The 14,406-nt window shown below is 34.6% G+C and carries 12 protein-coding genes and 1 pseudogene; 11 read left to right on the top strand and 2 right to left on the bottom strand.

Annotation, left to right across the window (positions count from 1 at the left end; all coding sequences use genetic code 11):
• Nucleotides 1-347: 347 nt before the first annotated feature.
• The 11 genes and pseudogenes from NSS74_RS20925 (at nucleotide 348) to NSS74_RS20880 (ending at nucleotide 12,381) form a co-directional block, all read left to right on the top strand.
• Entirely contained in the window at nucleotides 348-1,052 is a 705-nt protein-coding gene (locus NSS74_RS20925; RefSeq protein ID WP_002029682.1) for a metallophosphoesterase family protein, read from the top strand.
• A 212-nt stretch (nucleotides 1,053-1,264) separates the two neighbouring features.
• Complete coding sequence (locus NSS74_RS20920) at nucleotides 1,265-1,936, top strand: response regulator transcription factor (protein ID WP_002091066.1); 672 nt, start codon at nucleotides 1,265-1,267, stop codon at nucleotides 1,934-1,936.
• Between the two features lie 11 nt (nucleotides 1,937-1,947).
• Nucleotides 1,948-3,186 (top strand): sensor histidine kinase, encoded by a 1,239-nt coding sequence (locus NSS74_RS20915; RefSeq protein ID WP_340814200.1) that lies wholly within the window; start codon nucleotides 1,948-1,950, stop codon nucleotides 3,184-3,186.
• Nucleotides 3,187-3,418: 232 nt separating this feature from the next.
• A complete protein-coding gene (locus NSS74_RS20910) occupies nucleotides 3,419-4,240 on the top strand; it encodes a hypothetical protein (RefSeq protein WP_002140315.1) in 822 nt (273 codons plus the stop codon).
• Nucleotides 4,241-4,283: 43 nt separating this feature from the next.
• Entirely contained in the window at nucleotides 4,284-5,012 is a 729-nt protein-coding gene (locus NSS74_RS20905) for a C39 family peptidase (RefSeq protein WP_002140316.1), read from the top strand.
• A gap of 268 nt (nucleotides 5,013-5,280) precedes the next feature.
• A pseudogene (locus NSS74_RS27985) lies at nucleotides 5,281-6,324 on the top strand (HAMP domain-containing protein); the annotation flags it as partial.
• Nucleotides 6,316-7,263, top strand: coding sequence for a methyl-accepting chemotaxis protein (locus tag NSS74_RS27980; RefSeq protein WP_443650646.1), 948 nt, complete (start codon nucleotides 6,316-6,318; stop codon nucleotides 7,261-7,263). The pseudogene NSS74_RS27985 and the gene NSS74_RS27980, both read left to right, overlap by 9 nt.
• 78 nt (nucleotides 7,264-7,341) lie before the next feature.
• Nucleotides 7,342-8,946: a sensor histidine kinase gene (locus tag NSS74_RS20895; protein WP_002125131.1), complete on the top strand. Its 1,605-nt coding sequence runs from the start codon at nucleotides 7,342-7,344 to the stop codon at nucleotides 8,944-8,946.
• Nucleotides 8,943-9,650 (top strand): response regulator, encoded by a 708-nt coding sequence (locus NSS74_RS20890; RefSeq protein WP_340814197.1) that lies wholly within the window; start codon nucleotides 8,943-8,945, stop codon nucleotides 9,648-9,650. Before NSS74_RS20895 ends, NSS74_RS20890 begins: the two co-directional genes overlap by 4 nt.
• Before the next feature lie 122 nt (nucleotides 9,651-9,772).
• Nucleotides 9,773-11,119, top strand: a complete 1,347-nt coding sequence (locus tag NSS74_RS20885) for a 2-hydroxycarboxylate transporter family protein (RefSeq protein ID WP_002029691.1) — start codon at nucleotides 9,773-9,775, stop codon at nucleotides 11,117-11,119.
• Nucleotides 11,120-11,178: 59 nt separating this feature from the next.
• Entirely contained in the window at nucleotides 11,179-12,381 is a 1,203-nt protein-coding gene (locus tag NSS74_RS20880; protein WP_002029693.1) for an NAD(P)-dependent malic enzyme, read from the top strand.
• 293 nt (nucleotides 12,382-12,674) lie between these two features.
• On the opposite strand, the gene NSS74_RS20875 is transcribed toward NSS74_RS20880, so the two are convergent.
• Nucleotides 12,675-13,199 (bottom strand): DUF4871 domain-containing protein, encoded by a 525-nt coding sequence (locus NSS74_RS20875; RefSeq protein ID WP_002029695.1) that lies wholly within the window; start codon nucleotides 13,197-13,199, stop codon nucleotides 12,675-12,677.
• 181 nt (nucleotides 13,200-13,380) lie between these two features.
• Nucleotides 13,381-14,307: a DMT family transporter gene (locus NSS74_RS20870; RefSeq protein WP_002140321.1), complete on the bottom strand. Its 927-nt coding sequence runs from the start codon at nucleotides 14,305-14,307 to the stop codon at nucleotides 13,381-13,383.
• Between the last annotated feature and the right edge of the window lie 99 nt (nucleotides 14,308-14,406).

The following is a 14,406-nucleotide window of genomic DNA, read 5'->3' as shown; positions in this document are numbered from 1 at the left end:
CTTATCTCGTTTATATGAGTAAAGGGTCTAGAATGAATTTTGTCTTTTTCATTATTTGTTTAACTCCATTGCAACTTGTTTCCCATTTACAAAAACCTCTGCCACCGCTACTACAACTTCCATCACTTTTTTCATATCTCATCTCTCCTTGTTTTTTGTTTCATTTCTTACTTTTAGTATAAGGAAATGCAGTAATTGCAACCATCGAATTGGATGACAAGAGACTTACATTGTTGTAAGGATAATAGTTTTATTTGTAATAAATGCTATTTCGGATTGTGATTCAGAAATTTCTGTCGTTTTAATCTATAATTAGAAAGAGAATGGTTTAGAAAGAAGGGGAAGAAATGAAGAGAATACTTGTTATTAGTGATATTCATGGAGAAATAGAAAAGTTCGAACAGTTATTGGAAGAAGCTCAATACGATGCAAGACAGGATCAATTGATTTTATTAGGGGATTATGTAGATCGTGGTCCAAATGCGCGTGCAGTAATTGAAAAGGTAAAAGAGTTAAAAGAAGCGGGAGCCCTCGTTCTAAAGGGCAATCATGAAGATATGATGATCAAGGCGTTAACGACTGATGAGGAACGTTCATGGAACCATTGGGTAAAAAGGAATGGTGGAGATAAAACGTTATATAGCTATGGATTTGTAGAAGAAGACATTGCGGTTAATGAGGAAAACTTCCAAAAACCGATTTTACAATCTCATATATTAGAGGAACATGTAACGTTTATTCAAGAATTAGATCATTACATTGAAACAGAAGAGTATATCTTTGTACATGCTGGTGTTGAGCCGATGAACCGAGTTTCTGAATCTGAACCATATACGTTAATGTGGATCCGTAATGAATTTCATAATGGATATAGCGGCGAAAAGGTTGTTGTATTTGGCCATACGGAAACAAAAACGCTTCATGGTAGTGAGAATTGCGGAGTGTATTTTGGTAGTAATCGTATTATTGGAATTGATGGCGGTGCGGTTTATGGTGGTCAGTTAAATTGTTTAGAATTGCCGAGTAAAAAGGTGTATGTAGTAAAAAATTGAAAGAGATAAGGGTAATCTTATTTCTTTCAATTTTTTATTAAGCAAAATTTAAGAAAGAGCCTTTATAATAAAGGTTCAAAATTTTATATCGAGCAAAACTTTAGAAGGAAATAGTTGAAAATGAAATTACATAATATGATTACATTATTTCGTTATGAAGAGAAGAGATGCAATAATAAAGAGAGTTGAAATAGATTGTGGAAGGTGAGAATATGCGCTTACTTGTAGTAGAAGATAATGCCTCGTTATTAGAGTCTATCGTACAAATTTTACGTGATGAATTTGAAGTGGATACGGCAATGAATGGGGAAGACGGCTTGTTTTTGGCGCTGCAAAACATTTATGATGCAATTTTGCTTGATGTGATGATGCCAGAAATGGACGGATTTGAAGTGATTCAAAAAATACGTGATGAAAAGATTGAAACGCCAGTCCTGTTTTTGACAGCGAGAGATTCTTTAGAAGATCGAGTGAAAGGATTGGACTTTGGTGGAGATGATTATATTGTTAAACCGTTTCAGGCCCCTGAATTAAAAGCGAGAATTCGTGCATTACTACGCAGAAGTGGTAGTTTAACAACACAGCAGACCATTCGCTATAAAGGAATTGAATTGTTCGGAAAAGATAAAGACATTCAAGTAGATGGACAAGGTATTAAGCTGACATTAAAACAATACGAGCTACTAGAGTATCTCATTCAAAATAGCGGGAAGATTTTAATGCGTGAACAAATTTTCGATCGTGTTTGGGGATTTGATTCAGATACGACAGTAGCAATTGTAGAAGTGTATGTACATCATTTACGTAAAAAATTAGAACCATTCGGTTATCAGAAAGATATTCAAACCGTTCGTGGTATTGGATATATATTAAAAGAACAATGAGAAAGGGAAGCATGTTTCAAAAGACACGTATTCGTCTAACTATATTGAATTCGTTAGTATTTATCCTATTAATAGGTGTATTAGGTAGTATTATTTATTCGTACACATACAAGCGTACTTATAATGAAGTGGATCAATCTATAAAAATGATAACTCAGTATAGAGAAAAATTTGATGTTAAAATGCCACCACCAAGAAAACGTATAGAGAATATCAAAATTCGAGACCCACGGACAACTATAATAACTTGGAATGGAAAAATAGTGGAGATAGGAGGCGATAACCATAAATTTCGCTCTAACTTTGAAGGGGATTTGGAAAAGTTTTCTCCAAAAAAGGTAGGGGATTTGCAAGATATTGAAGTGCAAGGACGATATTTTAGAACGTTTGCGTTTCAAGAAGATGGAAAAATAGTTCAAATTGTACGTGATACAACAGCTGAAGAAGAAATGCTAAATACTTTATTTTTAATTCTCATAATAGGTTGTAGCATAGGAAGTCTATGTGCAATAGGTATCGGTTTTTTCCTAGCTGGCAGGGCACTCATACCTATTCAAAATTCATGGGAGAAACAGCAGCAATTCGTTTCCGATGCATCACATGAATTAAGAACACCGCTTGCAGTTATTCAATCAAAAACGGATGTATTATTCCAGTCCCCATCCGCTACGATAGAAGAAAAAGCCGTGGATATCTCTACAATTTCAAAAGAATGTAGGCGGCTATCGAAACTCGTTAGCAATTTATTGTTGTTAGCACGTTCGGATTCTAATCAAATTGAGATGGATAAGAAAACATTTGAACTGGATAAGTTGTTAGAAGAAATTATAAATCCATATAAAGAAATTGCCTCTTATCAAGAAAAAGCGATGATATTAAAAGTAGAACGTGATATAACGTTTATGGGTGATAGAGAGAGAATCCATCAAATGATGGTCATATTGTTAGATAATGCGATGAAGTATACGAATGAAGATGGGCATATTCAAATTGATTGCACACAAACGAGTAATTCAATTCGTATACGGGTGAAAGATAATGGGATAGGAGTTAAAGAAGAAGATATTCCAAATTTATTTGATCGTTTTTATCAAGGAGACAAAGCAAGAAGTATGTCAGAAGGAGCTGGGTTAGGTCTTTCAATCGCTAATTGGATTGTAGAAAAGCATTATGGAAAAATATCGGTAGAGAGCAAATGGGGAGAAGGAACTTGTTTTGAAGTGATTTTCCCAAAAAATCAAAGATTATAAGTGAGAAGACGACCTTGTTTTTACAAGGTCGTCTTTTTTAAGGGAAAGTTAAGGAATAACTTGTAGCATGTATTACATAATGGAAACTTGTGATGGAAAGAAAAGATGTAAGTTTTTTTGAATGAACTGGATAAATCATAAGGTTATTTCTAACAGAGATGAAGTTTATGTATAGTATAAAAAAAAATATGGGAAAGCTGGAAAAAGAAAGCGTGAGAGGGAGGAAGAAGTCTTGAAAAAGAAAATGATGACGGTATTCACTATTGGAGTAATGAGTTTAAGTATATTAGGGGGTGCCTCCCCTTCTGGAATGACAAAAGGAAAGACAGATTACACGCAGCGTAGTAAAGAACAATTAAATGATGGGAAAATACATGCAATGCATACGGAAGAAAAAGCGGAAAAGTTAGGCATTGAAACGGATGGGAAAGAACAAATTACGTTAGAAAAAGAAATTCATGAGACGGAAGTAGGAAGAGAAGCTAATCAATTAGGTATCTCGGCAGAAGGGAAAGATGTTGGAATTCTTTCAGAAGAAATTTATGAAACAAAAGTGAGGAAAGAAGCGTTGAAACTAGGAATATCTATAGAGAATACGTCGATTGTAAGTTTAATTGATCAAATTAATAAGATTAAAATTAATAATGAAGCAGAAAAGCTTGGTGTTTCAACTGAAGGAAAAGAAATAGAAGAGATTGAGGAAGAAATCTACGGAACGAAAGTTAGAGAAGAAGCAGAAAAGCTAGGTATTGCTCAACAAGGAAAAGAGATGGAAGAGTTAGCAGGGGAAGTGTACGAACAAAAAGTACAGGAAGAAGCAAAAAAATATCATATTGATTTATATGGCAAAGATATATATCAAGTATTAAGAGAAATAAATGAGCAAAAGGTAATAGAAATAGCAGATGAGCTAGGTATGGATAGAACGAATTTGAAGATTCAAGATTTAGCGGAGAAGATAAATCTTGAACAACCTGAAAAGGGAAAAGAGCTTAAGTTTGTTCCTATGGTTCAAACAGATGCTAATGCGTTTTATTCGTATTTAACGAATTAAAAAGGGCGTGAGAGTGATACGAAAATGGAAGTGGTATATATGTATGGCCTTACTATGTATAGGGGTATGGGGTGCATATACAAATGGAATTACAAAGTATGTGGAGAAAGTAAAGGGGTTACTATTTTCAAGTGTACAAAGTCAAAAACGAATAGAGTTTAGTAATAACGATGAAAAAGTCATGTTATCAAATGTGCCTTTAATTCAGCAATTACCAGAGTTAGATAGAGGCTGCGAAGTAACAAGTTTAGCGATGATGTTACAATACGCAGGTGTTTCTGTAGATAAGATGAAATTAGCAAATGAAATAAAAAAAGTTAATTTTATGGAAGATGGTGTACGTGGGAATCCGAATGAAGGATTTGTAGGGAATATTTATACCTTTTCTGAATCCGGATACGGTGTATATCACGGACCACTTTTTCAATTAGCAAAAAAATATTTACCGAATAAAGCTGTGGACTTAACAGGGAAGAGTATAGAAGAAATTTATAAGAGTGTAAAAGCAGGGCACCCGGTAGTCATGATTACGAATGCAACATATGCTCCTTTAGATGAAGATGAATTTACTACATGGGAAACAAATAGTGGGGATGTTTCTATTACGTATAATGAACATTGTGTTGTACTTGTTGGGTACGATAAGGAATCTGTATATATTCGAGATCCCCTCGATGATAGCTTAGATGTAAAAGTGCCAAGAGAAAAATTTGAACAGGCATGGGTGCAGATGGGGAGTCAGGCAATTAGCTATGTAAATAAATCCAAATAAATTAGGAAGAAGAGCATGAACTATATAACTATAAGGTGAAGGATAAAGATTTAAGGAATTGTAAGAGAAGCTGTTAAAAAACAAGAGAACTTTAGCTTATTATATATGCTAAAGTTCTCTTGTTTTTTAGGATTAAAATGTTTAGGAGAAGTGGATATGTAAAAATGCATAATTGACGAAAAAATTACATGTTATCATTATATATTGTTTTATACATGTTGATTGTATAAAATTACACAAGTGTTCTATTACATAAAGGAGGCTTATTATGCAAAATATATTTAACTGGGTTAAAAGTATGAGTATCAAGAAAAAATTAATCATTTCATTTTTTATTATTTTAACTATACCAGGACTTATTATCGGTGGTGTTTCATATCAAACTGCCAAAACAAATTTTGAACATCAAATGACCGATAAAGCAAAGGAGAATATTTCAGTTTTAAATACTGTTATTTCTCAAAATATAGAAGAGAAATTTGTTGATGCGACGTACTTTTCAGACATCTTAACAGAGGATACATATCCAAATGGACAAGAAGAAATAGTAAGAACGAAGTTAGCACAATATATAAAGCTTCATCCAGAAGTAGAAGGTATTTATATTGGAACGCAGACGGGTAAGTTTATAAGAGAACCATTTATTCAAATGTCTGATGGCTATAACCCAACAGATAGATCATGGTATAAAGAAGCGCATGAAAATAAAGGAAAGGTAATTGTTACTGCACCGTATCAATCAGCATCTACAAAAAATATGGTAGTGACAATTGCTAAAGAAGTAAAAGATGGTAAAGGTGTTATAGGTATTAACTTGAATTTGGATAACATCCTCAAGGTTTCAAAAATGATTAATATTGGTGAAAAAGGCTATGCAGTTATTTTAGATCAAAATAAGCAAATTGTTAGTCATCCGTCTAGAAAGCCAGGTTCAAAGGTTACTGATCCTTGGATTAAACCAATTTATGAAGACAAACAAGGAAATGTATCTTATACAGAACAAGATGATAAAAAGAATTTAATCTTTACAACAAATGAGAAAACAGGATGGAAAATAGTTGGAGTTATGTTTGACGAAGAAATTATGCAAGCTGCCAGTCCAGTGTTTTATAAGACTTTGATTGTCATAGCTATCGCTATTGCATTTGGTAGTGTATTAATTTATTTCATTACAAATTCTATTACAAGGCCATTACGACAAATAGCTGAATCGGCACATAAAATTAGTAAGGGAGATTTAACAGAAAAAATTACAATCCATTCCAAGGATGATATAGGGAAACTAGGGAATGCATTTAATGAAATGTCTACGTCTTTACAAGATGTGATCACCCAAATTAGCTTTTCAGCAGAACATGTTGCAGCATCGGCAGAAGAGTTAACAGCGAGCGTACAGCAAGCGAATGATGCGACAGATCAAATTACAATTGCAATGGAACAAGTATCAGGTGGGGCTGAATCACAAAGCCAAGGTGTTGAAGAAGGCGCGGCTACATTACAACAAGTAAATACAGCAATTCAAGATGTAACTGGAAGCGCAGAGTCAATTTCTATTTCCTCATTACATGCGCGAGAAAGAGCTGAAGAGGGAGAAGATTTAGTTGAACAAACCGCAAAACAAATGCAGTCTATTTCTAGGTCGGTATCCGAGTCAGATGCTATTATTAAACTTCTTGATGAGAAATCAAAGCAGGTAGGAGCTATTTCTGAAGCAATTCAAAACATTGCTACTCAAACGAACTTATTAGCTTTAAATGCAGCTATTGAAGCGGCAAGAGCAGGGGAACAGGGCCGAGGCTTTGCTATTGTAGCAGATGAAGTAAGAAAGTTAGCAGAGCAATCAGGAGAGTCATCCGGAGAAATCGCGAATTTAATTACGGAAATTAAGGCTGATATTGAACATACTGTTAAGGCAATGGATAATGTGAGTGGGGAAGTTCAACAAGGCTTAGATGTTGTAACAAAAACGAAAGTAAGTTTTACAGAAATTTTAAGTTCTACTACTCATATTGTTTCTCAAGTTAATCAAATGGTAGAAACAACGAAGAGTATAGCTGGAGATGCAAACGAAGTAACAAATGCTATTGATGAAATTGCAGCGGCTGCAGAAGAAAATACAGCTAGTATGCAAAGTGTTGCAGCTTCAACAGAAGAACAAGTAAATTCGATGGAAGAAATTAGTTCGGCTTCGCAAAACTTAGCTGAGATGGCCGAAGAACTACAAGCAATGACTAGTAAATTTAAAGTATAATAACAGCAAATAAGTAAGGTGAAAATAATATTACCTTACTTATTTTTATATTCAGTAATTAGGGGAGTCATTAACGGGATGAAAAAAAGAAAAAGACTATGGAATTTATGGAAAACGATTACATTGTTAGTTTGTACGGTTGTAATTTTTTCTTTACTTGTTACAGATATATTAATTAGTCATAATGTAGAGCGGACAACGGAGGATAGCCAGGCAGAGAAAGCGAAAACAATTGCACATATTGTGGCGAATGATTCAGTTGTAATCAATGGTTTGATTGGGAAAGCAGATACTTCAGCAATCCAAACGTATACAAATAGGATATTAAAAAATACAGGTGTTCAATTTATTGTAGTTATGGATATGGATGGAATAAGAAAATCTCATCCAAATCCTCAAAAAATAGGTCATCATTTTATTGGGGGAGATGAAGGACCTGCATTGAAAGGGAAGGAACATGTATCGCTAGCAGAAGGAACTTTAGGTATTTCAATGCGAGTGTTTGTACCAATATTTTCTGAAACAGGGGAACAGCTTGGAGCAGTAGCTGTCGGTATTTCAGCAGATAATGTAAAAGAAAGAGTTAAGCAAAGTAGACATATTATTTATATTGGTGTCGGAGTTGGAGTATTAGTTGGGATTATAGGAGCAATATTGCTAGCTAGACATATAAAGAAAAGTTTATTTGGTCTTGAGCCGCATAGGATAGCAAAAATTCTTGAAGAAAGAAATACGATGTTGCTTTCGGTGAAAGAAGGTATTATTGCTGTAGATAAAGAGGCGAATGTAACTTTAATAAATAATGAAGCGAAACGGCTATTTAAAAAAAGTGGACTGGAAGAAGACTTTATTGGTAAAGATGTTGAATTGTATATGCCAAATTCACGTATAAAAGAAGTGTTGCAAACAGGCGAGGTACAATTAAACGAAGAACAAAATATTTACGGAATTACGATTGTCACAAATCGTGTTCCTTTATATGTAAAAGGAGAAATAGTTGGCGCGATCGCAACATTTCGTGATAAAACAGAAATTAGAAAATTAGCAGAGGAACTAACTGGTATTAGGCTATATGCGGAAGCGTTACGGGCACAATCTCATGAATTTATGAATAAAATGCATGTCGTATTAGGGCTCACACATATGAAACAGTATGAAGAATTGCAGAAATATGTAAGTAGTATGGTATCAGAGCATCAATATGAAATTGGTGGGGTTATGAAAAGAATAAAAAGTCCAGTATTTGCTGGTTTTTTACTAGGTAAACTTAGCTATGCTAGGGAGAAAAATATAAAGTTAATTATAAGTGAAGATTCTTACTTGCCGGAAATATATGATGAAAGTATTACTCATGAACTTATTACGATTGTAGGGAACTTAATAGATAATGCATTAGAGGCAGTGATACATTGCAAAAAGAAACAAGTTGAAGTTGGGATACAATATCAGAATGCATTAACTATTACAGTGCAAGATACGGGGAAAGGTATAGAAGAAGACGCAGTGGATGCATTATTTACAAAAGGTTATTCCACAAAAGGGGATAATCGCGGTTATGGTTTGTATCTTGTAAAAGAAAGTATACAGCGAATAAATGGGGAGATTCACATTTCCTCCTTATTAGGAGAGGGAACAACGATAACAATTGAAATACCTAAAGGTAGGGATGAGAAGCAAATATGATTAAAGTTTTAATTGTAGAAGATGATCCGATGGTTGCGATGTTAAATACGCATTATTTAGAGCAAGTGGGAGGGTTTGAACTTGTCCATGCAGTTAACTCAGTTAAAGAAGCGATAGAAGTGTTAGAGAGGTCACGAGTAGACTTCATATTACTTGATATTTTTATGCCTGAGGAGACTGGATTTGAGCTTTTAATGTATATTCGAAATCAAGAAAAAGAAATTGATATTATGATGATTTCAGCTGTACATGATATGGGAAGTATTAAAAAAGCATTACAATATGGAGTTGTAGACTATCTAATTAAACCATTTACATTTGAACGCTTTAAGGAAGCATTAACGGTGTATCGAGAAAAATTTACTTTCATGAAAGAACAACAAAAAATTAGTCAATCGGAATTAGATTCGTTAATTTTACAAAAAGAAAAAAGAGAGTCCTTTGACTATAAAGAGCTTCCGAAAGGATTAACAAAGCAAACATTGCAACTCATTTGGCAGAAAATCGAATCGCTTAATGGACAAGCATTTACAACTGATGAAATGGCGCAATTAGTAGGGGTTTCGAGAGTTTCTATTCGAAAGTATGTAATGTTTTTGACTGAAATCGGAGTATTAGAGAATGAAATGGTGTATCAAAATGTGGGAAGACCGGTGAGTAAATTAAGGTGTATTGACCGGAATAAAATAGAATTTTACGTATAAGCGGCTTATTATAAGTCGCTTATACTTTTTTTAATTACAAAACCAATTACAAAACTTACAAAAACTATTTTTACTATTGAAAGCGTTTTAATATTGTTATTAAGAAAACAAGGGGGTGCCATATGGGAATTCAAAAAAATGTGGAAGCGGTATCATTTTCTGAAGGCAATGAATTGAAAAGTGAATCTTTCGCTTCTAAAATTATGAACGTTAAAATCGGTGTTATACCTTTACCGTTATATGTCGTATTGGCTGCTATTATTTATGGAGCATCTGTATATAATAAATTACCAGCAGATATGATTGGTGGTTTTGCAGTTATTATGATCATGGGTATTTTCTTAGGTGACATTGGGATGAGAATTCCAATATTAAAAAATATCGGTGGTCCAGCAATTCTCTCATTATTTATTCCATCGTTACTTGTATTTTTTAACTGGATGAATCCAGCTTCAATGGAAGCTGCGACCATGTTAATGAAAAAATCGAACTTTTTATATTTATATATTTCTTGTTTAGTAGTTGGAAGTATTTTAGGAATGAACCGTAAAGTATTAGTACAAGGTTTCGTTCGTATGTTTATTCCTTTAGTAGTAGGGACGTTAGCTTCTGTAGCAGTAGGCTTATTAGTCGGTTCACTATTTGGATTTGAAATGAAGCAGACATTCTTCTTTATCATCGTACCAATTGTGAGTGGTGGTATCGGAGAAGGGATTTTACCATTGTCGCTAGCTTATAGTGATATTTTAAATGAATCATCAGCAACATTTGTATCACAGCTTATTCCGGCAGCTATTATTGGAAATATGTTTGCAATCGTGAGTGCAGGGTATATGAAGCGTTTAGGTGAGAAGAAACCGGAGCTTAGTGGGAATGGTGTATTAGTAAAAACAGACAATCAAGCAGATTTATTAAAGGAGCAAAATACAGAAAAACCAATTGATTTCTCATTAATGGGAGCAGGATTATTGATTGCATGTACATTCTTTATTTTCGGAGGATTCGCTTCTAAGTTTATCGGTATTCCAGGAGCAATCATTATGATTTTTTCAGCGGCAATTGTGAAGTACTTTAATCTAATGCCAGCAAAAATGGAGCAAGGAGCATTCCATTTATATAAATTCATTTCAAAGAATTTAACATGGCCATTAATGGTCGGTTTAGGATTGCTATATATTCCTTTAAAAGACGTAGCAGCAGTTCTTTCGGTAGGATATGTTGTTGTATGCGCATCGGTTGTTCTTACAATGGTAGCGTCAGGTTTTCTTGTAGGGAAAGTGATGAAAATGTATCCAGTTGAATCAGCGATTGTAACTGGATGTCATAGTGGTTTAGGTGGAACTGGAGATGTTGCTATTTTATCAGCTTCAAATCGTATGGAATTAATGCCGTTCGCACAAATTTCAACGCGTTTAGGCGGGGCAGCAATGGTCGTAACAGCGACAATTTTATTAAAAATGTTTTCATGATCAAACAAGCTAGCTATATTCATATAGCTAGCTTGTCAAATTAAGGGGAGATTATAAGTATGTTAGAAAAACAAATTAATGAAAGATCATTGTTATTGCATAAAGAATTAGTAGGGAAAATTGAAATTACAAGTAAAGTAGAAGTGAATACAGCGGACGATTTAAGTTTGACTTATACACCGGGGGTAGCAGAGTCTTGTAAAGCAATTGCGGCAGATGAGGAAACAGCCTATGACTATACAGCACGTGGTAATATGGTTGCAGTTGTTTCAGATGGAACTGCAGTACTTGGTTTAGGGAACATTGGACCGAAAGCAGCTATGCCTGTTATGGAAGGGAAAAGTATTTTATTTAAGAATTTTGCGAATGTAGATGCTTTCCCGCTATGTTTAGGTACGACTGATGTGGATGAAATCGTTACCCTTGTGAAAAATCTAGAGCCTACATTTGCAGGAATTAATTTAGAAGATATTGCAGCACCACGTTGCTTTGAAATTGAAAGACGATTAAAAGAAGAAACGAATATTCCTGTATTTCATGATGATCAGCATGGGACGGCTATTGTCGTTTTAGCAGCTGTTATTAATGCACTAAAAGTTGTAAGTAAACAAATGAATGATGTGAAAATTGTTATTAACGGTGCGGGCTCGGCAGGAATTGCAATTGGAAAATTGTTATTAAAAGCTGGTGCAAAGCACATTACGTTAGTTAGCTTAGAAGGTATTGTTTGTGAAGGTGAAACATGGATGAATGGAGCACAAATCGAAGTTTCAAAGAAGACAAATCGAGAATACGTACGTGGAACATTAAAGGAAGCAATTCATCAGGCTGATATTTTCATTGGTGTATCGGCGCCTAACGTATTAACGAAAGAACTTGTACAGACGATGAATGAGAAAGCGATTGTGTTTGCAATGGCGAATCCAATTCCAGAAATATTCCCAGAAGATGCATTAGAAGCTGGAGCTGCTGTAGTTGGAACTGGTCGTTCTGATTATTCAAATCAAGTAAATAATGTATTAGCGTTCCCTGGTATATTCCGTGGTGCATTAGACGTACGCGCGACTGATATTACAGAAGAGATGAAATTAGCAGCAGCATATGGGATCGCTAATATAATTACGGACGAAGAGCGTAATGCGAATTATGTAATTCCAAATCCATTAGATAAAAGAGTTGTTCCAAGTGTTGCAGAAGTAGTAGCGAAAGCAGCCATTGATTCAGGTGTGGCACAGATTACGAAAATGCCAAGTTATAAATAGTCAAAAGCAGCGCCTTAAAAAGGCACTGCTTTTTTTGAGATAAGAAATCAAAATAATGAAGAAGTGTAAATTTATTCAAGCCCCTTTCATTATTTATTTAACTCCATTGCAACTTGTTTACCATTTATTAAAACCTCAGTTACTGCTACGATCACTTCTATCATTTTTTTCATCTCTCATCTCTCCTCGCGTCATTTCTTACTTTAAGTATAAGAGAAGAGAGATAATCCACCTATCGAAGTACGTGACGTAGAAATTACATTGTTGTAAGGAAGTGTTTCAGTTTTGTCACTTTATTCGGCATTGATTACAAATTGATCATAATATCTTTCATTCACATATATGTTTAATACCCATAATCCAGATGAAGGTAGTGACATTACGAGAGGGAGTTCCTTTACGGTTGTATCGACTGTATTTGAAGTAGTCCAAGTTTGTTTGGAGGTTTCTTTTTGAAAGAGTACTGGTGTTGGAGTTGTAGTTCCTTGTTTTAACGCGATAATAGATAGTTTTCCAGTTGGCATTTCAGGATCCAGGAAGAACCACATTATTTCATTTTGCTCATTTGCGATAATAGAGCTATCAGCCATTGCAATTTTTCTTTCAATGCCTTTTAACGGTATTTTTCCTTCTACGAATGATGGTGCTTCTTCCCAATTTACATCTTTTAAGACACTAAGGTGAAAAAAGGAAGGTGCGTTAATTTGAGAGGATGACGTTTCTATTACTTCTTTTTTAGGTGCTGTTGAATCGGGTTGCGATTGCGCGCAGCCAGTAATGAGGAAGGAGAAAAGTAGCATAGTTCCGATTTTTTTCATGGTGCCACACTCCTAATTTTTATTGTTAGTGTAATTGTATTTGCTAGAAGACGAGACAATTCCTTTAAATCATAAAAAGAGGTCGTAAGTTTTGTACGACCTCTTTTGACATTTTCTATCCCAATTGGTGAGGGCTAATAATCAGTGGGGGATGGAACCCCTCACTGATTAAAGTTTCACTTTATATTTGTTCAGTTGAAAAGGTTGGTTCTCTCTCTTTTTGAGGCATTGTTAAGAAAATAACAGAAAGGACGATACATACTCCGCCTAATAATTGATATGCTCCAAAAGATTCATTAAGCCAAGCGATTGAAACGATGGCAGCTACAAGTGGTTCAATGCTAGATAAAATACTTGTTTCTGTTGCTGCTAAATATTTAAGACTCCCGATATAAAGAAGGAAAGAAAGAGTGCCACTTATAATGATAAGAATAAGCATAGAAAAAGTTTGAAGTGTGAAAGTTTGCGAAATCTGATTCCATCCAAAAGAACGATTACAAATAAGCAGTGCAATCCCTCCAATTAACATCCCCCAGCCAATTACTATAGTTGTTCCGCATTCTTTAATAAGGGAAGCCGGATGAAGGGTATAAAACGCAAAACCAATCGCTGTTAATAGGCCGAAAGTAATAGCTGCTTTAGATAAAACAATATTTTCGATTGAGCCATTTGTAATAATAAAGTATGTTCCTGTTAGAGCAGTTATAATTGCGAGTATTTGCATAGAAGCAGGGAATTTCTTTTGCTCAAACGCAACGTAAATGGTAATAAGAACAGGGCCTAGAAATTGAAATAGCGTTGCCGTTACGGCATTACTAATATGAACTGTTTCGATAAAAGCGTACTGCGCACCAAGCATGCCAAGAATAGAGAAAATAATAAGCTGTATAGAATGTCTAGGGTGTCTCCAAATTTGAAATATGTTTTGTTTCTTTATTAGTAAGAAAGACAAAATAAATACTCCTGCAAGCAACAAGCGAATTGTTAAAAAATCAATTGATGATACGTTCGTATGTTGAAATAGCCATTGAATCATCGGTCCAGATAATCCCCATAATGTGGCTCCTGTAATAATCATAATGAGTCCGATACGTCTACTTTTGTTCATGATCATGCATCTCCTCTTTAGTATTTGATTTTTTATGTGTGACATGATAAAAGGAATTATATATAAAATCTGGTACTGTAAAAAGTATCAGATTTTAGT

Source organism: Bacillus sp. FSL E2-8868 (genome assembly GCF_038005505.1).
GTDB lineage: Bacteria > Bacillota > Bacilli > Bacillales > Bacillaceae_G > Bacillus_A > Bacillus_A mycoides.
Note: the sequence above shows the minus strand (reverse complement) of the source record. Positions and strands in the feature narration are given on the sequence as shown.

What these genes read in the sequence shown, in the direction of transcription:
- NSS74_RS20925 (WP_002029682.1), top strand. Translation starts at nt 348, where the DNA reads ATGAAGAGAATACTTGTTATTAGTGATATTCATGGAGAAATAGAAAAG.
- NSS74_RS20920 (WP_002091066.1), top strand. Translation starts at nt 1,265, where the DNA reads ATGCGCTTACTTGTAGTAGAAGATAATGCCTCGTTATTAGAGTCTATC.
- NSS74_RS20915 (WP_340814200.1), top strand. Translation starts at nt 1,948, where the DNA reads ATGTTTCAAAAGACACGTATTCGTCTAACTATATTGAATTCGTTAGTA.
- NSS74_RS20905 (WP_002140316.1), top strand. Translation starts at nt 4,284, where the DNA reads ATGGCCTTACTATGTATAGGGGTATGGGGTGCATATACAAATGGAATT.
- NSS74_RS27980 (WP_443650646.1), top strand. Translation starts at nt 6,316, where the DNA reads ATGTCTACGTCTTTACAAGATGTGATCACCCAAATTAGCTTTTCAGCA.
- NSS74_RS20895 (WP_002125131.1), top strand. Translation starts at nt 7,342, where the DNA reads ATGAAAAAAAGAAAAAGACTATGGAATTTATGGAAAACGATTACATTG.
- NSS74_RS20890 (WP_340814197.1), top strand. Translation starts at nt 8,943, where the DNA reads ATGATTAAAGTTTTAATTGTAGAAGATGATCCGATGGTTGCGATGTTA.
- NSS74_RS20885 (WP_002029691.1), top strand. Translation starts at nt 9,773, where the DNA reads ATGGGAATTCAAAAAAATGTGGAAGCGGTATCATTTTCTGAAGGCAAT.
- NSS74_RS20880 (WP_002029693.1), top strand. Translation starts at nt 11,179, where the DNA reads ATGTTAGAAAAACAAATTAATGAAAGATCATTGTTATTGCATAAAGAA.
- NSS74_RS20875 (WP_002029695.1), bottom strand. Translation starts at nt 13,199, where the DNA reads ATGAAAAAAATCGGAACTATGCTACTTTTCTCCTTCCTCATTACTGGC.
- NSS74_RS20870 (WP_002140321.1), bottom strand. Translation starts at nt 14,307, where the DNA reads ATGAACAAAAGTAGACGTATCGGACTCATTATGATTATTACAGGAGCC.